The sequence below is a fragment of the Serratia sp. H1w genome (genome assembly GCF_000633355.1).
GTDB lineage: Bacteria > Pseudomonadota > Gammaproteobacteria > Enterobacterales > Enterobacteriaceae > Chania.
Genome location: NZ_AYMQ01000051.1, coordinates 22,032 through 44,605, shown reverse-complemented (window position 1 = coordinate 44,605; position 22,574 = coordinate 22,032). Strand labels below are relative to the sequence as shown.

The window sequence follows — 22,574 nt, the reverse complement described above, 5'->3', positions numbered from 1 at the left end:
GCATGCTGAGCCTCGAAACGCTCGATATGCTGTTGTCGATCTCCGAAGGCGAGTTGATCGAGGAACTGATCATCGGCATGTTGGCCACCCCGCAGCTGGCGGTGTTTTTCAATAAATTCCCGGCCATTCGCCGGGCGTTAAACCGTGACCTCCCTCATTGGAAGTTACAACTGAAAGATCGCATTCATCAGGCCGTGGTTCCACCGGTGCTGGCTCAAGAGTTTTACCGTTATCAACAGTGCCAGTTAGAAAGCCACGGCCAGTTCGCGCAAAACCTTAACGATACACTCGATCTGTTACGCCACTGCGCATCCCCGTTTTACCCCCAGGCACAAAGCATGGTCGACGCCGCCGATCTGCCCGCACATCCACTCGATGGCAGCTTCCAGACCCTGTTTCTACAACGTTGGCGCATCAGCCTGACATTACAGGCCACGATGCTGCACCATAAGTTGCTGGAGCAGGAGCGTGAACAGCTAATGGCAGAGCTACAAGAACGGCTGGCGCTGAGCGGCGCGCTGGAACCGGTATTGGCAGAAAACGATACGGCCGCAGGCCGCTTGTGGGATATGAGTAAAGGCCAGTTGCAACGCGGTGACTACCAACGGCTGGTGGAGTACGGTGACTTCCTGCAACAGCAGCCGGAGCTACAAAAGCTGGCGCAGCAGTTGGGCCGCAGTTACCAAGCCAAAGCAATCCCGCAGCAGGATGCGCAGCCGGAACCGTTCCGGGTGATGGTGCAGGTTCCTGCCATTCAACCGGAAGAGGTCAGCGGCATCCACCAAAGCGACGATATCCTGCGGCTATTGCCGCCAGAGCTGGCGGCGTTAGGTATTGAAGAGCTGGAGTTTGAGTTTTATCGCCGTCTGCTGGAAAAGCGTTTGCTGACCTATCGCCTGCAAGGAGACGCCTGGCAGGAACAAATCATGATGCGGCAGGTTACCCATCAGCAGCAGGACCAGCAGCCTCGCGGACCGTTTATTGTTTGCGTAGATACTTCCGGCTCGATGGGCGGCTTTAACGAACAGTGCGCCAAAGCCTTTTGCCTGGCGCTGTTGCGTATCGCGCTGGCAGACAACCGTCGTTGTTACATCATGCTGTTTGCCAACCAGATTGTGCATTATGAGCTGACAGCCGCCAGCGGTATCGAGCAGGCCGTGCGTTTCCTGGGCCAGCATTTCCGTGGTGGAACAGACTTGGCCGCCTGCCTGAACGCGACGGTCAGTAAAATGGCGGAAAGCGACTGGTTTGACGCCGATGCGGTGATCATTTCCGATTTTATTGCCCAGCGGCTGCCAGATGAGGTGATCAAGAAGGTGAAATCGCAGCAGCAAAGCCACCAGCAGCGCTTTCATGCGGTGGCGATGTCAGCCTATGGCAAACCCGGCATCATGCGCATCTTCGATCATATCTGGCGCTTTGATACCGGGTTAAAGAGCCGTTTGCTGCGTCGCTGGCAACGTTAGGCGGGCGCAGCATGCAGCGCCCCTACGTACGGCCTAATAATAATTAATGGTAAACACGGCCTTACCATCGGCACGGCCAGGCGTGATATCCGACTCGGTCTGGATATATCTGGCCACTAAAGGAATGGTATAGGACGGGTTGCCGTCAGCCGGTGGCGTATAGCGATTTGGGCCAGCGAAGTTGAACGGCACCGGCGTGCCGGAAACCAGCCCTCGCCCGAACTGTATCCCTACCCCGGTCGCTGCCACATCGCTGCCTGCCGCACTAACCGCCATCACGCCATTGGCGCTATCGAGGATTTGCGTGGTGGGCTGTATCGAGAGATCCAGAACGTTGGCCGTTACTGCCGGGATGGTTTGTTCGCCATTCTCGGTAATTTCTACCTCTTTACCGCCAAAGGCGTAATAACCATGGAATCGAGGGCAGTTGGTTAAATGAATCGAAGCATCCTTCCAGGCGGTAGTAGAACCTTTTCCTTTGAAATACTTACTTTTTTCATACACACCCAGCTCAACTTTAACATCCGGCGTGGTACAGGTTTGGGAGGTCACGTTAATTACTCCACTAAAAGCAACGGTGGCCAAGGTGGCATCCTCAGGCATATTCATATTGCTGCCGTTACTTAGCGTCGAGATAACTACGGGGAAATTAGCGCCATTAACGACACCAGGGGAGATATCGCCCGTTTTTATCAATCCGAATGAAAATGAGGAGTCCAACGTGGTGCTGGTACCCGACGCATACTTAACATTAATGGTATAAGGGCTTACCAGAGTTGGAATGTTCTCCGTTACCCCGGCTCCTCCTTTCCAAACGGCAATACCAATACCGGGAACCCCCGTTTCGTAAATATATTGATGCCTGCCAGATCCCTGATAACTTGATAGCGGCATCGAGGTGCTTTTTATTTTCAGGTACTTATTAACCACGCCTGAGTCAGGAACCACGGTGCTGGTACAATTGACCCTAACCAACCCTTGCTGCGTAAAGCGGCCAGAATAGATCACGGTCCCATTAGGTATATCAGGACCAGCCGTAATGTTTTGTGGCACGATCGGCAAGGTGGTTACGATAGGATCAGGAACCGCACAGGTGACAACAGCAAGTGCCTGAGGAGCTGAAAAAACCGCCAATGCGTATAATGCCAATTTAAAACACACTCTGAACCCTGTTGGTTTTTTCATCTTGTTCACCACTGTAATACTCCTCGCTTAATCTGATCGTTAACCGTTTGATAATGCCTGCCCAGGCAGCTGATTAGATGCCCAAAGCACGACCCCATCCCAGCGTTTAGCCCATAATTGAAAAGGCTTTTGGCACCTGATTACCTTCACAAATCGAGTTAAACCGCTGAATTTCCGAGGCGGTGGCATTTTTCTTGGTTGGCATCAAGATATAGCGTACGCGGCACTGCATCAGCCTATCTTCACCCCATTTGATCAGTAAGGTGTCTCTCTGCTCCGCAACCCGAGCATAGATCTGCCCACCTTGCCCCACAGACCCCACATGGTTACCTTTATGGTCAATAACGTCAGCACCGAACGGCACGGGTTGGCCTTCATAGGTCGCATTGATCAAAATCGGCGTCCCCCGTTTGGTGTTATATTTCACCTTCACCACGGCCCCCGAATAAGGAGCGACCTTTTGCGTGGTGTTCTCCAATTCCACGTCGAAGGCGGTCCCCTTAGGATCCAGATTGATGTCATTGAATTGATAAGCGTTCAGGTAGGGCACTACCGCATAGCCCCGGGAGTCGATGCGGATGCCTGGGAAGGAAGAGATCCTGGCTCCCTCTGCGCCTTTCGCCTCTACCAGTGCGAAAGTATCGGAAGAATACGGCGTAAAGGTTACCCCACCGCTGTGACCAATTATGGTGCCGGTCAGCCCCATCGAAGCACTGTGATATCCTTTACCGGTACTGTAAGTCCCCCCACGCTGGCCATGGAGCCAAGATATTGGCCGTTAATCGAGCCACTGCTTCCGCCGCCCTGATTGGCATTCATCCCCGTTATCCCATAGCTAAGCGGGTTCGTGTCCCAAAAACTGCCGGAAATGTTGGCCTGCTGACCAAAACGTCCGGTGCTGTCATGTGACAGATCGGCACGTAACAGCGGTGTTCCAGACCGGCTATTTTTCCCCAGCGGCAGGCTAAAACTCAGCAGATAGTTGTTTTGGATATTGCCATAGCTGGAATAGCTGCGATTAACGCTCAGACCATAGGTCAGGTTCTGGTAACGGTTGCTGTACCCCACCTGGAGCTGTTTTTCACTACCGTCTTTATTCCAGTAGTTCTGGAGTGAACCCGTCACATAAATCTGGCCCAGGCCCTGTGGCAGCCCTTGCCCAGCGGTCACGGTAAGGCGATTTTTCGCCCGCCATACCGACTGCCATGAATAACCTCGGCTAATGGCATCGCGTGCCTGCATCGCGGTCATGAAATCCATATAGCCACCGGTAGAAAAGCGATAGGCGGCCAACGACAGATTACTGTTGGTCTCGCTGATGGCTTTGCTGTAGCTGATGCGATAGCTTTGCCCGCTGATAGTTTTACCTGTCTCATTCACAGCCGATTTATTGGCACTGGCCAAGCGGGTGTGCGCCTGCGTGACGTCGAACGCCAAGGCTCCAAGACGGGTGCCAAAGGCCCCACCCAACTGGAATGCATAGTACTGCCGATTAACCTGAAGCCCACCGTACCCCGTCACCGCATTGGTTAAACCATACTGGTAGGTGGCCTGATAGATCTCAGGTTTCTCCCGCAGGCTGTCGCTGCGCAATTTGCCAACGGTAGCCGAATAATGCGAGCTCCCTGGACGCAGCAGTTGCGTGACTGACGCATAGGGCACGCGGAATGACTGCTCCGTGCCGTCGGCCTCACGTACGGTAACCACCAGATCGCCGCCGTAGCCCGTGGGGTATAAATCATTAATCAGAAATTCGCCGGGCGTCACCGTGGTTTCATAGATCACCTGGTTACCTTGACGAACGGTGACCTTGGCGCTGGTTCTGGCAATACCTCGGATTTCCGGCGCATAGCCACGCTGCGATTCTGGCAACATACGCTCGTCACTGGCCAACTGGATACCGGAAAACGGCAAGGTATCAAATATCACGCCTTGAGTATTGGAGTGGCCAATCAAAAAGCGGCCTAGAATCGGATGAATATCTCGCTGTAAATACGTATTGATCGCGCTGTATTGCTTCGGACCGTTTTCCGTCCAGCTATAAGAGCCGTTATGCCGTAGATACCATGCCCCCACGTTTAAGCCGGCTTCAAATCCGGCATACATCGAGCTATAGCTGCTACCATGAGATTTGCTGCTATAGGTATTGACGTTATAGCCCAGCATCACTGCAGGAATGCCTTTATCCCACAGCTCTGGGTTGATACTGCCACGTGCCGCATTTTGCATATACATCTGCGGGACGATAATATCAAGCCGTTGCTCATTACTGTCGTAGTTGACGTGTGAATTTTCTAATGTGTTTTCCAGCGCCAGACAAGCAGCGTCTTTAATACCTTTGATGAAAAAGTCTTTCGGCAGCTTATCGTAATTAAAACCAATCTGTTTAATGATGTCATTGGTCAGACAGGGATAAACTGACTTATCGGCACGGGATTTAAATTCAACGTTTTTATTACCCATCAGCACATCATTAATATAGATAGCCGTGCGGTAGTTGCCAGGCAGAATTGCAGATCCATTGGCAAATCGGCTGAGGTCAACAGAGTCAATATCACTGATATTCAGAAAAGAAGGGTCAAACTCCATATTTTGAGCCACATAGGTCGGCTCAGAAACGGCAATATTCCCTATAGAGTAACTGTTGAAACTGACCAACAGCATAGCAAAAGCCACAGGAGAGAGTTTGCACTGAACATTGTTGCACAGAGTTCTTTTCATAAAAATCCCTTTTAATACAATCTCCTGAACATCTGATAACAGCACTGGTCTATGAAGATTAAAAACTATTTAATGATGGCGTCAAAATTCCTGATAGCGCCAAAATCATTAACATACTCGCCGCTAACTTTGCTTCCCGCATGGCCAGACAGTTTGACGGTCAGGTTTGAATAGGGAGCAACCATACTTCCTTCTATTTTTTTACCACTCGCCGACAACGTCACGAAGGAGACAAAATAAGGCGTAGGATTGTTCGCCAACAGGGTATTTCCCTTTGCCGTCCAAGTGACCGCTTTAGCCGCTTCGTTGGCATCCCCCTGCAACCCTACAGGTCGATAGAAGAATTTAATCCGTGAGCGAAATGCCATCTGCAGATAGTTTTCGGCCGTACTCACCTTACTCTTCGCAGGGATCTCCAGCACATTGAGCCAGAACACCGATTCCTTATCCGTAGGCAATGCCTCACCGGTATAGCTGATGCGCAGAGTCTGTCCCTTGCTGGCTTCAACCCGATTAATCGGCGGCGTGAGAATAAAAGGAACCTTGATCGACTCGGGTTTGGCATTCGCATCCCCTTTATCAATCCAGCTCTGGACCAGTACGGGAAGCTTGCCGGCGTTATTGAGTTTGACGCTGACTTCTTTCGCATCTGAAGGGTAAATTACGCGCGTCCCCGTGATCACAATGCTCGCAACAGCGGGGGCAGCCAGCAGGACCGAAGCCGTCACTGCCAATAATAGGTTTCGCATCAAAAATTTCACGTTCATGCCTCGTAAAACAGAATACTAGGGAGGTTTCCCTCCCTGGCATTCACAACTTACTTGTACTGAATAGAATAAATAACGTTGCTGGCTACGGTACCGGCACCGGTTGGACCTTCCGCGTAGTACTCAACGAAATAAGGCAGGTTGGCGCTACCAGAAGCGATGTCAACGTAAGTGGTCTCTTTAGTCTGGTTAGAGTTACCCACCGCAATAACGTTTTGAGATGCGTGAGAGGCATCACGCAATTGCAGGCTAACGTTAGTTGCATCGCCGGTCATATTTTTCAGACGACCGGAGACCAGATCCACTGAAGCGCCAGCTTCAAAGAAGGCCGAAGCCGTTTTCAAGGTACCTTCGCAGTTGGCCAGAGCCATGTTGAAACCGGTCTGACCCGCAGTGTGACCCAATTTTGTCAACTGGTTGGTACCGACAGTAGGCAGAGTAATGAGGGCATCAGCGGCCTGGCCATCAACCAAAACTTCACAGGTGGTGGCAGTCAAAATACCTTCGAAGGTGATGGTACCCGTGGAGGCAGCCTGAGCCATGCCAACCGAACCCAATACAGCAGCCAGAGCAGAAACGATTACTAACTTTTTCATATAATATATCCTTTATTACATTTTTAACGCTAAGCAGTTCTACTATCCACAGACTATGGATAGGGTTTATTCTCCTCCAACCCAAATATAAGGACGTTAGCCACCGGCACAAAACAGAATCATTCTGGTTATTCACTGACAGCCTATATTCAGACCGTCCTATATATAAAGTTTGGGACGGAGGCGAGGCTACGCCGCCCCAATAACATAGATTGCTTAAGTGGCTGAAATAGCTTTAAGCATGATAGCTAAGATAATTAAATTAATTTATTAAGTATCTTCTATGTCATTTCTCAGGACAAGCCTAACGGCGCATTCCCTTGCAAGGTAGTGAAATTTCCTTAATTCATAGCGCTAAGGCAAAAATAAAGACTAAAAAAGCGGCGTAAAAAGATTAATCCGCATGCGGAAAATTCAGTGCAAGTAAAAGCAACACACTGATTTAAATGTAAAAATTTAACTTAAGGGTTTAATTAATTGATTATTGCTTAGCATGCTTAGTTATATGAGGCTGTCGCTATATTTTTTCTGCTTATAGTCGATTGCCATGATGTTGAAAATTTATGAACTTCGAGGAAGATTGTTTTTTAGTCAGATAAGAGAACTGCCAGAGCCAACAAATGTGTCGCTAGCTTTGCTACGGAACGGTGCGGGAAGAGGAAGTAGATAAACATTGGCAGGTGAAAAAAGCAGGCAACTCACAATGGTCTTAGCGGAGAGAAACTGATGTTTATATTGCTGAAATGACAAGGGCGAAACCCTTCGCCCTTAACTATTAATGGGCGCACATGCAGCGCCCTACTTATTACTTATAACAACCCATCAACGCTTTCGCGTACTTCAGGTCCCCATACACCACACTGCACCTGACCAATATGTGACAGTTGCAGCAACAGCATCACCAGGCGTGATTGACCAATACCGCCACCAATCGTCTGCGGCATTTCACCGCGCAGCAGAGACTGATGCCATTCCAGCTTCAGGCGATCCAGATCGTCGGTTAATGTCAGCTGATGTTGTAGTGCGGCAGCATCCACACGGATACCCATTGAGGAAAGCTCAAACGCATCCTGCAATACCGGGTTCCACACCACGATATCACCGTTCAACCCTTTCAACCCTGCAATACCAGGCGTGGTCCAGTCATCATAATCCGGTGCACGTACGTCATGGGATTTGCCATGTGACAGCTCGCCACCAATACCAATCAGGAATACTGCCCCTAATTCTTTAGCGATCGCACGCTCACGGCCTTTGGCATCGAGTTCTGGGTAGCGTTGCAGCAGCGTTTCGCTGTGAACAAAGTGGATCTGTTCTGGCAGGAACGGTGCCAGACCAAATTCACGGCTCACCGCGGCTTCCGTTTCTTTTATAGAGGCATAGATCCGCTTGACGGTATCTTGCAGGTAAGCCGGGCTACGTTCGCCATCTCCCATAACACGTTCCCAATCCCACTGATCGACATACACCGAGTGGATCGGCGTCAGGCGATCTTCATCCGGGCGCAGCGCTTTCATATGGGTATACACACCTTCACCCGCGCTGAAATCGTTATCGCCTAGGGTTTTGCGCTTCCATTTAGCCAGCGAATGCACCACTTCAAACGTGGAGTCCGGCAGGCTTTTCACTTTCACCTGAACGGCTTTTTCGCAGCCAGAAAGGTTATCTTGAGTACCGTCGCCCAAGCGGCTGAGGATCGGTGCCTGTACTTCAATCAGGCCAAGCTGCTGTTCCAGCTGGCGGGAAAAGAAGGATTTTACGAAGCTGATTTGTTGTTGTTTTTGGATAAACTGCTTTTTCATCGCCGTATCTCTTGAATAACCTGTCTAGTTGCCAATGATTAAGCAACAGAATGGCACCTAAATTCAATATCCATCAATCAATATTGCCTTTTCACTTTTAATCGGTCATTTTTAAGCGACGATAATTCAACAATCAGCATTTTAAGGGGGATTTAATGGCAGAAATTTATCAGATCGATAATCTCGATCGCGGCATCCTCAACGCCTTGATGGAAAATGCCCGCATGCCCTACGCCGAGCTGGCGAAGAATTTTGCCGTTAGTCCTGGCACCATTCATGTACGGGTAGAGAAAATGAAGCAGGCCGGGATCATCACCGGTACGCGGGTGGATGTGAATCCAAAACGGCTGGGTTACGACGTCTGCTGCTTTATCGGCATCATATTAAAGAGCGCCAAGGACTATCCTTCCGCGCTGAAGAAACTCGAAAGCCTGGAGGAAGTGGTGGAAGCCTATTACACCACGGGCCACTACAGCGTGTTTATCAAGGTGATGTGCCGCTCGATCGATGCGTTGCAACAGGTGCTTATCAACAAGATCCAGACCATTGACGAAATCCAGTCAACGGAGACGCTGATCTCGTTGCAGAACCCGATCATGCGCACCATTACGCCTTAGTTTTTGGCTGAGCGAGCGGCTCTGTCAATTTACGCGGATATTCAGGTAACATACTGTTTTATTGTAAAATTACCTGAAAATTCATCTATTCTGGCAAAGAAATGAATGCTGCTACCACTTCCCTGATTAGCTTTTCGCTGACTATTTCTTACTCGCTTTGGTATGGAATGTTAAGCGGGTTTTAAAGTAGGCCTTAACACTTTCGCCCATCGCATGGATTTTTTTATCAATGTCCTGACATAAAAACTCATCGCTATTCATGGCTCTTATCCTCTGTAGAGCAATCTCGTCTATCTCTTCTTTTTGCTTTTCGGTTAACTCAACATCATGTTGTGGTTTCATCTTCAGATAATCCTCGCAGTGTCGTTCAATGAATGAGTACTAAGTGTAGTGCTTGAAAGCCCCCCTCTGCGACCGTAACCAACACTTTCAAAACGTGACGCTCTTACGTGCTAGCCGCTTCCTTACTTACTGCCTTGCAGATTAAATAATTTTCAAATCAAAAGATTACATAAAAGTAATGTATCTATAATTTTAAAAATCAGCTAGTTAACATCAGATCTGCTGCTAGGTAAGATCCTTATACCCATATTATCCACAGGTAGATCCCAATCAATTCACAGAGTACAATACCGCCTCTTGAGTTTTAAGGTTGGGATCATTTCATTCATGGCAGACATCACTCTGATCAGTGGCAGCACGCTTGGCAGCGCAGAATACGTGGCTGAACATTTGGCCGAACAGCTTGAAGCCGCAGGCTTCACAACGGAAATGCTGCATGGCCCTGAATTGGATGAGCTCACGCTGTCTGGCCGCTGGCTGGTGGTTTCTTCCACCCATGGCGCCGGAGATTTACCGGATAACCTGCAACCTCTGTTGGAACAATTGGCAGAGCAGCAGCCGGATCTCTCCCAGGTGCAGTTTGGTGCCGTCGGTTTGGGCAGTTCTGAGTACGATACCTTCTGTGGTGCGATCAAACAGATCGACGATCTTTTCCAGGCTCGTGGAGCGAAAAGGATCGGCGATCGTCTTGAGATCGACGTGACCCAACATGATATTCCCGAGGATCCAGCCGAAGAATGGCTGAAGAATTGGATTATTTTACTCTAATTCGGTTAAAGATCGCGCGAACTATTGTGTATAACTATGCTTAAAAGCAGGGTATAAGCGGTAGTTATCCCAATAACAACCGTCGTACGCTTTCTGTCCTGTGGATAACATGCCATTTAGATCCCAGCTTATACTGGCCAGGATCACCGATCATTCACAGCAAACGATCCTGCTTAATCGGATGATCTTTCTATGGAATAATCACTTATCCACAGAGGATCGCGATCCTAATAAGAGATCTAATAAAGAGATCTTTAAATAAAAAAGATCTTCTTTTAATTACCTAAGATCCTGACCGCTTGGTCGATCGACTAAACTTGAGTAGAATCCTCCCCCCAGGGCAAACAACGATCGTTCGCAAGTACTCCGAGGTGCTGTTCCATGTTTTATCCAGAGCAATTTGACGTCATTATCATCGGTGGTGGCCATGCAGGAACCGAAGCCGCCATGGCTGCGGCACGCATGGGACGTCAGACTTTATTACTGACCCACAATATCGACACGCTGGGACAAATGTCCTGTAATCCGGCGATCGGCGGTATCGGGAAAGGGCATCTGGTCAAGGAAATCGATGCACTCGGCGGGCTGATGGCCAAGGCGATCGACCATGCCGGCATCCAGTTTAGGATACTAAACGCCAGCAAAGGCCCGGCCGTCAGGGCCACCCGAGCTCAGGCGGATCGCGTTCTGTATCGCCAAGCGGTTCGTACCGCACTGGAGAACCAGCCAAACCTGATGATCTTCCAACAGCCGGTTGAGGATCTGATCGTCGAAAACGATCGCGTGGTCGGTGCCGTTACCCAGATGGGGCTGAAATTCCGTGCCAAAGCGGTAGTCCTGACCGTCGGCACTTTCCTGGATGGCAAGATCCACATCGGCCTGGAAAACTACAGCGGTGGCCGTGCCGGGGATCCTCCGTCGATCTCTTTGTCACAGCGTCTGCGTGAACTCCCTCTGCGTGTCAATCGTTTGAAAACGGGAACTCCACCCCGTATCGATGCCCGTACGATCGACTTCAGCGTCCTGGCTGAACAGCATGGCGATACGCCAATCCCGGTGTTTTCATTCCTGGGCAACGCCAGCCAGCATCCACAGCAGGTGCCGTGTTACATCACGCACACCAATGAAAAAACTCACGACGTGATCCGCAATAACCTCGATCGTAGCCCGATGTATGCCGGGATCATCGAAGGGATCGGCCCACGCTACTGCCCATCGATCGAAGACAAAGTGATGCGCTTTGCCGATCGTAATGCGCACCAGATCTTCCTGGAACCTGAAGGGTTGACCAGTAACGAGGTCTATCCGAACGGAATTTCTACCAGTCTGCCTTTTGACGTGCAGATGCAGATCGTTCGTTCGATGGAAGGGCTGCAAAATGCCCGCATCGTTCGCCCTGGCTACGCTATCGAGTACGATTTCTTCGACCCACGCGATCTGAAACCGACGCTGGAAAGCAAGTTTATCCAGGGGCTGTTCTTCGCAGGCCAGATCAACGGCACCACCGGTTACGAAGAAGCTGCGGCACAAGGCCTGTTGGCCGGGTTGAACGCTGGGCGCTATGCCGTTGAAGACGAAGGCTGGTCACCACGCCGCGATCAGGCTTATCTGGGTGTGCTGGTGGACGATCTCAGTACTCTGGGTACCAAAGAACCGTACCGCATGTTTACCTCACGTGCTGAATACCGCCTGATGCTGCGTGAAGACAACGCCGACCTGCGTCTGACGGAAAAGGGCCGTGAACTGGGCCTGGTGGATGATGTGCGCTGGCAACGCTATTGCGAAAAGCTTGAGCACATCGAGCAGGAACGTCAGCGTCTGCGTGATATCTGGGTACATCCGCATTCAGAGAACGTCGAGCAGGTTAACGTCCTGCTGAAAGCGCCTCTGTCCCGTGAAGCCAACGGCGAAGAGCTACTGCGCCGCCCGGAAATGGATTACGGCCAACTGACCGCGGTAGCCGCTTTTGCTCCAGCACTGGCAGATACCGAAGCCGCTGAGCAAGTGGAAATTCAGGTCAAATACGAAGGCTACATCGCTCGCCAGCAAGATGAGATCGACAAACAGCAGCGCAACGAGAACACCGTACTGCCGTTGGATCTCGACTACCGTCAGGTCTCAGGTTTGTCCAACGAGGTGATCGCCAAGCTTAACGATCACAAACCTAACTCGATCGGCCAGGCTTCGCGTATTTCTGGTATCACCCCTGCGGCGATCTCCATTCTGCTGATCTGGCTGAAAAAGCAAGGTCTGCTGCGTCGTAGCGCCTAAATCTGCTTACCAAGTGGCCGTTTGTCTGTCTGTTGAGCAAACGGCCGCTGACATCACCTCAAGCCTGAATTATCATAGGCTGCCTAAGCGAGCAGCTGCGGATTGGCCTGCTGTTCCACGCCTGTCAGAGGACTCTGTTGTGCAAAAAAAATTGGATTCGTTGCTGTCGGCGGCAGGAATTACGCTTCCCGATCAACAAAAGCAGCAATTGTTGGGTTATGTCGCTATGCTCGATAAGTGGAACAAGGCTTACAACCTCACTTCCGTACGCGATCCGCAGCAAATGCTGGTACGGCATATCATGGACAGCATCGTGGTGAATGCCCATCTGACAGGCTCACGCTTTATCGACGTGGGTACTGGCCCTGGTTTGCCTGGCATTCCGTTGGCGATAGTGCGGCCCGATGCCCATTTCACTCTGTTAGACAGCCTGGGCAAGCGTGTGCGCTTCCTAAAGCAGGTACAACATGAGCTGGGCCTGAAAAATGTCGAACCGGTACAGAGCCGGGTAGAAGAGTTTGTGGCAGAGCCGCCATTTGATGGCGTAATCAGCCGGGCGTTTGCTTCCCTGCAAGACATGTTGTCCTGGTGCCACCATCTGCCAGCAAAAGGGCAGGGGCGTTTCTATGCGTTGAAAGGGATTTGCCCCCAAGACGAACTGGCCCAGTTGCCAGAGGGGATTTCTCTGGAGTCGGTCGTGCGTTTGCAGGTGCCGGAATTGGAAGGTGAGCGCCATCTGATCGTCCTGAAAGCCGACTAAAGCCAAATCAGAATTGTTTAACATCAAACAACCCGCGATTGGCGTAGGATACGGAAGGTAAATAACAAGCAGGCTAAGCAATTAGACGGCCGTTAGTTTATTTACCTTTGATTAACATGATTGTGCTAAAAACGCATCATTACAGCGGGCGATAGTCACGTTAGCAACAATATGTGAAAGATCCTGATTTGCTGTTAGTGTTAATTTGCTGTTGCTTTATTCTTCCTGTGAATGTCAATAAAAGGTTTTTGCGGGGTAGAGGGATTGTTTTTGAACGGTTACGTTGTAATGATTTGATTTATAATATTTTTTGATCGCTCAAATAGCTAAAGACCTAGGGCGCTTACCTGGGCTATAACTCAGAAATAGTCAGTATTGTGATCGGTTGCACGTTTCTTGGCGCAATCGTGGAATAGTCAGACAAATAAATGAGAGCGATTATTCCGGCCATTTTCTTGTGAAAATAGCCCGAAAAGGGGAAATTTAAATAATTGTTCACCTTTTCGCTACTTATCGATTGAATTCGTTGGAGTGGCCCGTATAATTTGCTCGTTTTTTGCTGCTTGACTCAGAACCGCAAAGGCAGTTTTATACGTCGGCATACCCCCTTAGGGGTACGGAGAGAACAAACGTCATGCCTGTGTCCCTTTACAGCGGAAAAGTTGCACGCAAGTTGCTGTTGCTGCAGTTAATGACTTTTGTTTTGATCAGCGCTGCTTTCGGCCTGAAAAGTCTGGAGTGGAGCGGTTCGGCACTGGCAGGTGGCTTGGCCGCCTGGTTACCCAATGCCATGTTTATGCTGTTTGCCTTGCGTCATCAGGCACAGACGCCGGCACCCGGACGGGTTGCTTGGTCGTTCGCCATCGGTGAAGGGCTAAAGGTCGTGATCACCATCGTTTTGCTGATCGTGGCGCTTGGGGTGTTCAAAGCGGCGTTTGTACCGCTTGGCCTGACCTATTTAGCGGTGTTGATTGTGCAGATAGTGGCACCAGCCGTGATTAACAGTTACCGAACTTAACTAAATAAGGGTAAGAGGCATCATGTCTGCAGGAGAAGTCTTGACTCCACAGGAGTATATCGGTCACCACCTGACGCAGCTTCAGGTCGGGACGGGGTTCTGGTCGATTAACGTCGACTCGATGTTTTTCTCCGTTTTGCTTGGGGTTGTGTTCCTGGCGGTATTCCGCAAAGTAGCCAAAAACGCCACCAGTGGTGTGCCTGGCAAGTTGCAAACCGCCGTTGAGCTGATCGTTGGCTTCGTCGACAACAGCGTTAAAGATATGTACCACGGCAAGAGCAAGGTCATTGCTCCGCTGGCGCTGACGGTGTTCGTCTGGGTATTCCTGATGAACCTGATGGACCTGATCCCGGTAGACTTCCTGCCGTTTATCGCTGAGCATTATCTTGGTCTGCCAGCACTGCGCGCGGTACCTACCGCTGATGTGAACATCACGCTGTCGATGGCATTGGCCGTATTTATCCTGATCCTGTTCTATAGCATTAAAATGAAAGGCCTTGGTGGGTTCGTCAAAGAGTTAACCATGCAGCCGTTCAACCACCCGGTATTTATTCCCATTAACCTGATCCTTGAAGGTGTCAGCCTGCTGTCTAAACCTGTTTCACTGGGTCTGCGACTGTTCGGCAACATGTATGCGGGTGAGTTGATCTTCATCCTGATTGCTGGTCTGTTGCCGTGGTGGTCACAGTGGATGCTGAGTTTGCCTTGGGCAATCTTCCACATCCTGATCATTACGCTTCAAGCCTTTATTTTCATGGTTCTGACGATTGTCTATCTGTCGATGGCGTCTGAAGAGCACTGATTTTTCTTAAAACACTTGTACTATTAAACTGAAACAAACTGGAGACTGTCATGGAAAACCTGAATATGGATCTGCTGTACATGGCTGCCGCTATTATGATGGGTTTAGCGGCAATCGGTGCTGCGATCGGTATCGGCATCCTGGGTGGTAAATTCTTGGAAGGCGCAGCACGTCAGCCTGATCTGATCCCGCTGTTGCGTACACAGTTCTTTATCGTTATGGGTCTGGTTGACGCCATCCCGATGATCGCTGTTGGTCTGGGTCTGTACGTGATGTTTGCTGTCGCGTAAGTAGGGTTAATCCTCTACCAATTAGCCCTATTATCAATTTTTAAAGAGGCATTGTGCTGTGAATATTAACGCAACAATCCTCGGCCAGGCTATCGCGTTCATCCTGTTTGTCTGGTTCTGCATGAAGTATGTATGGCCGCCGATTATGGCTGCCATCGAGAAGCGTCAGAAAGAAATTGCTGACGGTCTCGCTTCTGCAGAGCGTGGCAGAAAAGATCTGGATTTAGCGCAAGCCAATGCGACCGACCAGCTGAAAACTGCCAAAGCGGAAGCCCAGGTGATTATCGAGCAAGCAAACAAACGCAAAGCTCAGATCGTGGACGAAGCCAAGGCGGAAGCCGAGCAGGAACGTAACAAAATCGTGGCGCAGGCTCAGGCTGAGATCGAAGCCGAACGTAAGCGCGCTCGTGAAGAGTTGCGTAAACAAGTCGCGATGCTGGCAATTGCTGGTGCCGAGAAGATCATCGAACGTTCCGTGGATGAAGCTGCTAACAGCGACATCGTTGATAAACTGGTCGCTGAACTGTAAGGAGGGAGGGGCTGATGTCTGAATTTGTAACTGTAGCTCGCCCCTACGCCAAAGCAGCTTTTGACTTTGCCGTTGAGAACCAAAGCGTAGAGCGCTGGCAGCAAATGCTGGCGTTTACTGCTGTAGTCACGCGTAATGAACAGATGGCGGAACTGCTTTCCGGTGCGGTAGCACCAGAAACCTTGTCCAACACGTTTATTGCGGTTTGTGGCGATGAGCTCGACGAACATGGCCAGAACTTTATCCGTGTAATGGCCGAAAATGGACGTTTACTGGTTCTTCCTGCGGTGTTGCAACAGTTCATCGAACTGCGCGCCGCGCTGGAATCCACCGTCGAAGTCGACGTGCTCTCATCGAGCGCACTGAGCGACACACAGCAAGCCAAGATTGTCGCTGCGATGGAAAAACGTCTGTCACGCAAAGTTAAGCTGAATTGCAAAATTGACAAGTCTGTTCTGGCCGGTGTCATTATCCGTGCCGGTGATCTGGTGATCGATGGTAGCGTACGTGGCCGCCTCGAACGCCTGGCAGACGTCTTGCAGTCTTAAGGGGACTGGAGCATGCAACTGAATTCCACCGAAATCAGCGAACTGATCAAGCAGCGCATTGCTCAGTTCAATGTAGTGAGCGAAGCTCACAATGAAGGTACCATCGTTTCCGTCAGCGACGGGATCATCCGCGTACACGGTTTGGCCGACGTTATGCAGGGCGAGATGATCGCACTGCCAGGCAACCGTTATGCAATTGCATTGAACCTGGAGCGTGACTCTGTAGGTGCCGTGGTAATGGGTCCGTATTCGGATCTGGCCGAAGGCATGAAGGTAAAATGTACTGGCCGTATTCTGGAAGTTCCAGTCGGCCGTGGCCTGCTGGGCCGCGTAGTCAGCACTCTGGGCGCACCTATCGACGGTAAAGGCCCGGTTGAAAACGACGGTTTCTCTCCAGTTGAGACTATCGCACCTGGCGTTATCGAACGTCAGTCTGTTGATCAGCCTGTACAGACCGGCTACAAATCGGTCGATGCCATGATCCCAATCGGTCGTGGCCAGCGTGAGCTGGTGATCGGCGACCGTCAAACCGGTAAAACCGCACTGGCGATCGATGCGATCATCAACCAGCGCGATTCCGGCATCAAATGCGTTTACGTAGCAATCGGCCAGAAAGCCTCCACCATCGCTAACGTGGTGCGCAAGCTGGAAGAGCACGGCGCACTGGCCAACACCATCGTGGTTGTGGCTACCGCGTCAGAATCCGCTGCACTGCAATACCTGGCGCCATATGCCGGTTGCGCCATGGGCGAATACTTCCGTGACCGTGGTGAAGATGCGCTGATCGTATACGATGACCTGTCCAAACAGGCCGTTGCTTACCGTCAGATCTCCCTGCTGCTTCGCCGTCCACCAGGTCGTGAAGCTTACCCAGGCGACGTATTCTACCTCCACTCCCGTTTGCTGGAGCGTGCTGCGCGTGTTAACGCCGACTACGTTGAAGCCTTCACCAAAGGTGAAGTCAAAGGCCAAACCGGTTCACTGACCGCTCTGCCGATCATTGAAACCCAGGCGGGTGACGTTTCCGCGTTCGTTCCGACCAACGTAATCTCGATTACCGATGGTCAGATCTTCCTGGAATCCAACCTGTTTAACTCCGGTATTCGTCCGGCGGTTAACCCGGGTATTTCCGTATCCCGTGTGGGTGGTGCAGCACAGACCAAGATCATGAAAAAACTGTCCGGTGGTATTCGTACCGCACTGGCACAGTATCGTGAACTGGCTGCGTTCTCACAGTTCGCTTCCGATCTGGACGATGCAACGCGTAAACAGCTGAGCCACGGTCAGAAAGTGACCGAACTGCTGAAACAGAAACAGTATGCGCCGATGTCCGTCGCACAACAGTCTCTGGTGCTGTTTGCCGCCGAGCGTGGCTACCTGAACGACGTAGAAGTGGCGAAAGTCGTCAGCTTCGAAGCCGCTCTGGTTGCTTTCGCGGATCGCGAGCATGCCGAACTGCTGAACCACATCAACCAAACTGGTGCTTATAACGACGAGATCGAAGGCAAGCTGAAAGGCATCCTCGATACCTTCAAGGCAACCCAGTCCTGGTAACGCATAGCGGCCTGTCGTTGCAAGACGGCAGGCCGCTGGCAATGAGGAGAAGCAGAGATGGCCGGCGCAAAAGAGATACGTAGTAAGATCGGCAGCGTGCAAAACACGCAGAAGATCACTAAAGCGATGGAGATGGTCGCCGCCTCCAAAATGCGTAAATCGCAGGAACGCATGGCGGCCAGCCGTCCTTATGCAGAGACCATGCGCGAGGTGATTGGTCACCTGGCATTAGGGAATCTGGAATATAAGCACCCGTACCTGGATGAGCGTGACGTCAAGCGCGTCGGGTATCTGGTGGTGTCGACTGACCGTGGTCTCTGCGGCGGCTTGAACATCAACCTGTTCAAAAAGCTGTTGGCAGAGATGAAACGCTGGTCTGAAAAAGGCGTTGAAGCTGATTTAGCGCTGATTGGCTCGAAAGCGGCCTCTTTCTTTGGTTCCGTGGGCGGTAACGTGGTTGCCCAGGTGACCGGCATGGGAGATAACCCTTCCCTGTCGGATCTGATCGGTCCGGTGAAAGTGATGCTGCAAGCCTACGACGAAGGTCGTTTAGACAAGCTGTACATCGTCAGCAACAAATTTGTTAATACGATGTCCCAGGAACCGCAGTTACTGCAAGTTCTGCCACTGCCACCTTCTGATGACAGTGAGCTGAAGAAAAAATCCTGGGATTACCTGTATGAGCCCGATCCAAAAGTGCTGCTTGATACCTTGCTGCGCCGCTATGTGGAATCGCAGGTTTATCAGGGCGTCGTGGAAAACCTGGCCAGCGAGCAGGCCGCACGAATGGTCGCGATGAAAGCCGCAACCGATAACGGCGGTAGCCTGATCAAAGAGCTGCAGTTGGTATACAACAAGGCGCGTCAGGCCAGCATCACTCAGGAACTCACCGAGATCGTTTCGGGAGCCTCCGCGGTTTAAGCTAGGTTTACGAATTACGTAGAGGATTCAAGATGGCTACTGGAAAGATTATCCAGGTAATCGGCGCCGTGGTGGACGTCGAGTTCCCTCAGGATGCCGTACCAAAAGTGTACGACGCTCTTGAGGTCGCAAACGGCTCCGAGAAATTGGTGCTGGAAGTTCAGCAACAGCTGGGTGGCGGCGTGGTTCGCTGTATCGCAATGGGGACCTCAGACGGTCTGCGTCGTGGTCTGGCCGTAACCGACCTGCAGCACCCAATTGAAGTACCGGTAGGTAAAGCTACCCTGGGTCGTATCATGAACGTATTGGGTCAACCAATCGACATGAAGGGCGACATCGGCGAAGAAGAACGTTGGGCTATTCACCGCCCGGCGCCAAGCTACGAAGAGCTGTCCAGCTCCCAGGATCTGCTGGAAACCGGTATCAAGGTAATGGACCTGATCTGCCCGTTCGCCAAGGGTGGTAAAGTTGGTCTGTTCGGTGGTGCGGGTGTAGGTAAAACCGTAAACATGATGGAGCTGATCCGTAACATCGCGATCGAGCACTCTGGTTATTCCGTGTTTGCGGGCGTGGGTGAACGTACTCGTGAGGGTAACGACTTCTACCACGAAATGACCGACTCCAACGTACTGGACAAAGTTTCCCTGGTTTATGGCCAGATGAACGAGCCACCAGGTAACCGTCTGCGCGTTGCGCTGACCGGTCTGACCATGGCTGAAAAGTTCCGTGATGAAGGTCGTGACGTACTGCTGTTCGTCGATAACATCTACCGTTATACCCTGGCCGGTACCGAAGTGTCCGCACTTCTGGGCCGTATGCCATCGGCGGTAGGTTATCAGCCAACGCTGGCGGAAGAGATGGGTGTTCTGCAAGAACGTATCACCTCTACCAAGACCGGTTCAATCACCTCTGTGCAGGCCGTTTACGTTCCTGCGGATGACTTGACTGACCCATCACCAGCCACCACCTTTGCTCACTTGGATGCAACCGTGGTACTGAGCCGTAACATCGCTTCTCTGGGTATCTACCCGGCCGTTGACCCGCTGGATTCTACCAGCCGTCAGCTGGATCCGCTGGTAGTTGGCCAGGAGCACTACGACGTAGCGCGTGGCGTGCAGTCTATTCTGCAACGCTATCAGGAACTGAAAGATATCATCGCCATCCTGGGTATGGACGAGCTGTCAGAAGATGACAAGCTGGTTGTATCCCGTGCGCGTAAAATCCAACGTTTCCTGTCTCAGCCGTTCTTCGTGGCAGAAGTCTTTACCGGTTCTCCGGGCAAGTTCGTATCGCTGAAAGATACCATCCGTGGTTTCAAAGGCATTATGGACGGCGACTATGACCACCTGCCGGAGCAGGCGTTCTACATGGTTGGCACCATTGAAGAAGCAGTGGAAAAAGCCAAGAAACTGTAACGCCTTGAGAGGAGGGTGATATGGCTATGACTTACCATCTGGATGTCGTCAGCGCGGAAAAACAGATGTTTTCCGGCCTGGTGCAAAAGATCCAGGTGACAGGCAGCGAAGGCGAACTGGGGATCTTCCCTGGCCATGCGCCGCTGCTGACTGCCATCAAGCCTGGCATGGTGCGTATTGTTAAACAGCACGGTGAAGAAGAGTTCATCTACCTGTCCGGCGGTATCCTAGAGGTACAGCCGAGCGTGGTAACCGTGTTGGCGGACACTGCCATCCGTGGAACGGACCTCGACGAAGCGAGAGCGCTGGAAGCTAAGCGTAAAGCTGAAGAGCACATCCGTAGCTCTCATGGCGATGTCGACTATGCTCAGGCATCTGCTGAACTGGCGAAAGCGATCGCGAAACTGCGCGTTATCGAGCTCACCAGAAAAGCGATGTAAATTTCCCGCGTTGCTTGCAGCGAGTGGAAATAAGAAAGCGGCCCCTGTGGGTCGCTTTTTTTTTGTTTTAAAATAAGCGTTTCAACCGGCCAGGCATTGTGCTGTATTAGCACAACCGGCGGTTTGAAGCGTCGCCGATCGCCGACAGTTTTTTCTGGGTTGAATGAGAATGCTGCGGATAATGGCAGCCCTAGAGCCACGGGGGTTGTGCAGGATTCGTGTAGAGAAATATGTAGTAATTCCGTCATCAAACGGGTTTACTTTTGTCCATCAAAATGGAGTTATCAGGTTGCTTATGTCTAACAGCGCAATGAGCGTGGTTATCCTCGCCGCGGGCAAGGGAACACGCATGTATTCCGACCTTCCCAAGGTGTTACATCCGCTGGCGGGTAAGCCGATGGTGCAGCACGTCATTGACGCAGCCATGAAGCTGGGCGCCCAAAACGTCCATCTGGTTTATGGCCACGGCGGTGAGCTGCTGAAAAGCACCCTGCACAACGATGCACTAAACTGGGTGTTGCAGGCTGAACAGTTGGGTACGGGTCATGCAATGCAACAGGCTGCCCCGCATTTTGGCGATGATGAAGACGTGCTGATGCTGTATGGCGATGTACCGCTAATCGCCGTCGAAACGCTGACGCGTCTGCTCGCAGCCAAGCCTCAGGGCGGCATCGGTCTGTTGACGGTGAAGCTGCAAGACCCGAGCGGTTATGGCCGCATCGTACGTGAAAACGGCAGCGTGGTGGGCATTGTCGAACATAAAGATGCCAACGATCAGCAGCGCCAGATTAATGAGATCAACACCGGCATTCTGGTAGCCAACGGCCGCGATCTGAAGCGCTGGTTGGGCAAGCTGAACAACAATAACGCGCAGGGTGAGTTCTACATTACCGATATCATCGCCCTGGCTCATGCCGAAGGTAACAAGATTGAGGCGGTACACCCGGCGCGCCTAAGCGAAGTTGAAGGCGTCAATAACCGCCTGCAACTGTCACAGCTCGAGCGTGTCTATCAGGCCGAGCAGGCAGAGAAGCTGTTGCTGGCTGGTGTGATGTTGCTGGATCCGGCACGCTTCGATCTGCGTGGCGTGCTGGAGCATGGCCGTGACATCTCCATCGATGCCAACGTGATTATCGAAGGCATGGTCAAGCTGGGTAACCGCGTGAAGATCGGTGCTGGCTGCGTATTGAGAGACTGCGTGATTGGCGATGACTGCGAGATCAGTCCTTACAGCGTGCTGGAAAATGCGCAGTTGGAAGCGGCCTGTACCGTTGGCCCGTTTGCCCGTTTGCGTCCAGGTGCCGAACTGGCGGAAGGTGCCCACGTTGGCAACTTCGTAGAAATCAAGAAGGCGCGTCTGGGCAAAGGCTCCAAAGCCGGTCACCTGAGCTATCTGGGCGATGCCGAGATTGGCGACGATGTGAATATCGGTGCCGGTACCATCACCTGCAACTACGACGGTGCCAACAAGCACAAAACCATTATCGGCGACGGCGTGTTTGTCGGTTCGGATACTCAGTTGGTGGCTCCGGTCACGGTAGGCAAAGGGGTGACGATCGCTGCGGGTACCACGGTGACCCGCGATATTGCGGATAATGAGCTGGTGCTGAGCCGGGTCAAGCAGGTGCACATTCAAGGCTGGCAGCGTCCAACCAAGAAGAAGTAATGCCAGGTGATGTAGGCAGGTTGTAGGGGCGCTGCATGCTGCGTCCGTGAATATAATGCGCACATTCGGCCCCTCTCCCAACTTCGGAAGGCAGGG

21 protein-coding genes and 1 pseudogene are annotated in these 22,574 nt (G+C 51.6%); 15 read left to right on the top strand and 7 right to left on the bottom strand.

All coding sequences use genetic code 11. The features are described from left to right. The first annotated feature begins 2 nt into the window (after positions 1–2). Positions 3–1,466 carry an ATPase RavA stimulator ViaA gene (gene viaA / locus U869_RS0111290; protein WP_025123146.1) on the top strand — a complete coding sequence of 488 codons (1,464 nt, stop codon included), beginning with the start codon at positions 3–5 and terminating at the stop codon, positions 1,464–1,466. A 33-nt stretch (positions 1,467–1,499) separates the two neighbouring features. Here viaA and U869_RS0111285 read toward each other — a convergent pair whose 3' ends face one another. The 6 genes and pseudogenes from U869_RS0111285 to asnA all read right to left on the bottom strand — a co-directional run bounded on the left by U869_RS0111285 (position 1,500) and on the right by asnA (position 8,537). Next, a complete protein-coding gene (locus U869_RS0111285) occupies positions 1,500–2,651 on the bottom strand; it encodes a fimbrial protein (protein ID WP_157834730.1) in 1,152 nt (383 codons plus the stop codon). 106 nt (positions 2,652–2,757) lie between these two features. Then, positions 2,758–3,015: a FimD/PapC C-terminal domain-containing protein gene (locus U869_RS32535; protein WP_232785352.1), complete on the bottom strand. Its 258-nt coding sequence runs from the start codon at positions 3,013–3,015 to the stop codon at positions 2,758–2,760. A gap of 117 nt (positions 3,016–3,132) precedes the next feature. Further along, positions 3,133–5,240: pseudogene (locus U869_RS29375) on the bottom strand (fimbria/pilus outer membrane usher protein); the annotation flags it as partial. Between the two features lie 197 nt (positions 5,241–5,437). After that, positions 5,438–6,121, bottom strand: a complete 684-nt coding sequence (locus U869_RS0111275; RefSeq protein WP_025123144.1) for a fimbria/pilus periplasmic chaperone — start codon at positions 6,119–6,121, stop codon at positions 5,438–5,440. 68 nt (positions 6,122–6,189) lie between these two features. After that, entirely contained in the window at positions 6,190–6,735 is a 546-nt protein-coding gene (locus U869_RS0111270) for a fimbrial protein (protein WP_025123143.1), read from the bottom strand. 809 nt (positions 6,736–7,544) lie between these two features. Beyond that, the gene (gene asnA, locus U869_RS0111265; RefSeq protein ID WP_025123142.1) at positions 7,545–8,537 is read right to left on the bottom strand and encodes an aspartate--ammonia ligase; all 993 of its coding nucleotides are present in this window, start codon (positions 8,535–8,537) and stop codon (positions 7,545–7,547) included. A gap of 155 nt (positions 8,538–8,692) precedes the next feature. Here asnA and asnC point away from each other — a divergent pair, with 155 nt between their 5' ends. Further along, positions 8,693–9,154: a transcriptional regulator AsnC gene (gene asnC / locus U869_RS0111260; protein WP_025123141.1), complete on the top strand. Its 462-nt coding sequence runs from the start codon at positions 8,693–8,695 to the stop codon at positions 9,152–9,154. 141 nt (positions 9,155–9,295) lie between these two features. Here asnC and U869_RS0111255 read toward each other — a convergent pair whose 3' ends face one another. Then, positions 9,296–9,496: a hypothetical protein gene (locus U869_RS0111255; protein ID WP_025123140.1), complete on the bottom strand. Its 201-nt coding sequence runs from the start codon at positions 9,494–9,496 to the stop codon at positions 9,296–9,298. A gap of 327 nt (positions 9,497–9,823) precedes the next feature. On the opposite strand from U869_RS0111255, the gene mioC reads away from it, so the two are divergent. The 13 genes from mioC (at position 9,824) to glmU (ending at position 22,478) form a co-directional block, all read left to right on the top strand. Next, positions 9,824–10,264, top strand: a complete 441-nt coding sequence (mioC, locus tag U869_RS0111250) for an FMN-binding protein MioC (RefSeq protein ID WP_025123139.1) — start codon at positions 9,824–9,826, stop codon at positions 10,262–10,264. Positions 10,265–10,645: 381 nt separating this feature from the next. After that, positions 10,646–12,535 carry a tRNA uridine-5-carboxymethylaminomethyl(34) synthesis enzyme MnmG gene (mnmG, locus tag U869_RS0111245; RefSeq protein ID WP_025123138.1) on the top strand — a complete coding sequence of 630 codons (1,890 nt, stop codon included), beginning with the start codon at positions 10,646–10,648 and terminating at the stop codon, positions 12,533–12,535. Positions 12,536–12,674: 139 nt separating this feature from the next. Then, on the top strand, positions 12,675–13,295 hold the full coding sequence (gene rsmG, locus U869_RS0111240) for a 16S rRNA (guanine(527)-N(7))-methyltransferase RsmG (protein WP_025123137.1): 621 nt from the start codon (positions 12,675–12,677) through the stop codon (positions 13,293–13,295). Between the two features lie 634 nt (positions 13,296–13,929). Next, on the top strand, positions 13,930–14,313 hold the full coding sequence (atpI, locus tag U869_RS0111235; protein WP_025123136.1) for a F0F1 ATP synthase subunit I: 384 nt from the start codon (positions 13,930–13,932) through the stop codon (positions 14,311–14,313). Positions 14,314–14,335: 22 nt separating this feature from the next. Continuing rightward, the gene (gene atpB / locus U869_RS0111230; protein ID WP_025123135.1) at positions 14,336–15,115 is read left to right on the top strand and encodes a F0F1 ATP synthase subunit A; all 780 of its coding nucleotides are present in this window, start codon (positions 14,336–14,338) and stop codon (positions 15,113–15,115) included. A gap of 50 nt (positions 15,116–15,165) precedes the next feature. Further along, positions 15,166–15,405, top strand: a complete 240-nt coding sequence (gene atpE / locus U869_RS0111225; RefSeq protein ID WP_004393045.1) for a F0F1 ATP synthase subunit C — start codon at positions 15,166–15,168, stop codon at positions 15,403–15,405. Between the two features lie 58 nt (positions 15,406–15,463). Continuing rightward, the gene (gene atpF, locus U869_RS0111220) at positions 15,464–15,934 is read left to right on the top strand and encodes a F0F1 ATP synthase subunit B (RefSeq protein ID WP_025123134.1); all 471 of its coding nucleotides are present in this window, start codon (positions 15,464–15,466) and stop codon (positions 15,932–15,934) included. Positions 15,935–15,948: 14 nt separating this feature from the next. Beyond that, positions 15,949–16,482 (top strand): F0F1 ATP synthase subunit delta, encoded by a 534-nt coding sequence (atpH, locus tag U869_RS0111215; protein WP_025123133.1) that lies wholly within the window; start codon positions 15,949–15,951, stop codon positions 16,480–16,482. A 12-nt stretch (positions 16,483–16,494) separates the two neighbouring features. After that, a complete protein-coding gene (atpA, locus tag U869_RS0111210; protein ID WP_025123132.1) occupies positions 16,495–18,036 on the top strand; it encodes a F0F1 ATP synthase subunit alpha in 1,542 nt (513 codons plus the stop codon). A gap of 57 nt (positions 18,037–18,093) precedes the next feature. Beyond that, positions 18,094–18,957: a F0F1 ATP synthase subunit gamma gene (gene atpG / locus U869_RS0111205; RefSeq protein ID WP_025123131.1), complete on the top strand. Its 864-nt coding sequence runs from the start codon at positions 18,094–18,096 to the stop codon at positions 18,955–18,957. A 32-nt stretch (positions 18,958–18,989) separates the two neighbouring features. Then, positions 18,990–20,372, top strand: a complete 1,383-nt coding sequence (gene atpD / locus U869_RS0111200) for a F0F1 ATP synthase subunit beta (protein WP_025123130.1) — start codon at positions 18,990–18,992, stop codon at positions 20,370–20,372. 20 nt (positions 20,373–20,392) lie between these two features. Further along, on the top strand, positions 20,393–20,812 hold the full coding sequence (locus tag U869_RS0111195) for a F0F1 ATP synthase subunit epsilon (RefSeq protein WP_004933814.1): 420 nt from the start codon (positions 20,393–20,395) through the stop codon (positions 20,810–20,812). Between the two features lie 295 nt (positions 20,813–21,107). After that, positions 21,108–22,478: a bifunctional UDP-N-acetylglucosamine diphosphorylase/glucosamine-1-phosphate N-acetyltransferase GlmU gene (glmU, locus tag U869_RS0111190; RefSeq protein ID WP_037409278.1), complete on the top strand. Its 1,371-nt coding sequence runs from the start codon at positions 21,108–21,110 to the stop codon at positions 22,476–22,478. Positions 22,479–22,574: the final 96 nt, after the last annotated feature.

Bases quoted from the DNA above. Each gene is read 5' to 3' on its own strand.
- atpD (WP_025123130.1), top strand. From the start codon at position 18,990: ATGGCTACTGGAAAGATTATCCAGGTAATCGGCGCCGTGGTGGACGTC.
- atpE (WP_004393045.1), top strand. From the start codon at position 15,166: ATGGAAAACCTGAATATGGATCTGCTGTACATGGCTGCCGCTATTATG.
- atpI (WP_025123136.1), top strand. From the start codon at position 13,930: ATGCCTGTGTCCCTTTACAGCGGAAAAGTTGCACGCAAGTTGCTGTTG.
- atpA (WP_025123132.1), top strand. From the start codon at position 16,495: ATGCAACTGAATTCCACCGAAATCAGCGAACTGATCAAGCAGCGCATT.
- mioC (WP_025123139.1), top strand. From the start codon at position 9,824: ATGGCAGACATCACTCTGATCAGTGGCAGCACGCTTGGCAGCGCAGAA.
- atpH (WP_025123133.1), top strand. From the start codon at position 15,949: ATGTCTGAATTTGTAACTGTAGCTCGCCCCTACGCCAAAGCAGCTTTT.
- asnC (WP_025123141.1), top strand. From the start codon at position 8,693: ATGGCAGAAATTTATCAGATCGATAATCTCGATCGCGGCATCCTCAAC.
- glmU (WP_037409278.1), top strand. From the start codon at position 21,108: ATGTCTAACAGCGCAATGAGCGTGGTTATCCTCGCCGCGGGCAAGGGA.
- asnA (WP_025123142.1), bottom strand. From the start codon at position 8,537: ATGAAAAAGCAGTTTATCCAAAAACAACAACAAATCAGCTTCGTAAAA.
- mnmG (WP_025123138.1), top strand. From the start codon at position 10,646: ATGTTTTATCCAGAGCAATTTGACGTCATTATCATCGGTGGTGGCCAT.
- viaA (WP_025123146.1), top strand. From the start codon at position 3: ATGCTGAGCCTCGAAACGCTCGATATGCTGTTGTCGATCTCCGAAGGC.
- U869_RS0111285 (WP_157834730.1), bottom strand. From the start codon at position 2,651: ATGAAAAAACCAACAGGGTTCAGAGTGTGTTTTAAATTGGCATTATAC.
- U869_RS0111270 (WP_025123143.1), bottom strand. From the start codon at position 6,735: ATGAAAAAGTTAGTAATCGTTTCTGCTCTGGCTGCTGTATTGGGTTCG.
- U869_RS0111255 (WP_025123140.1), bottom strand. From the start codon at position 9,496: ATGAAACCACAACATGATGTTGAGTTAACCGAAAAGCAAAAAGAAGAG.
- atpB (WP_025123135.1), top strand. From the start codon at position 14,336: ATGTCTGCAGGAGAAGTCTTGACTCCACAGGAGTATATCGGTCACCAC.
- atpG (WP_025123131.1), top strand. From the start codon at position 18,094: ATGGCCGGCGCAAAAGAGATACGTAGTAAGATCGGCAGCGTGCAAAAC.
- U869_RS0111195 (WP_004933814.1), top strand. From the start codon at position 20,393: ATGGCTATGACTTACCATCTGGATGTCGTCAGCGCGGAAAAACAGATG.
- U869_RS0111275 (WP_025123144.1), bottom strand. From the start codon at position 6,121: ATGCGAAACCTATTATTGGCAGTGACGGCTTCGGTCCTGCTGGCTGCC.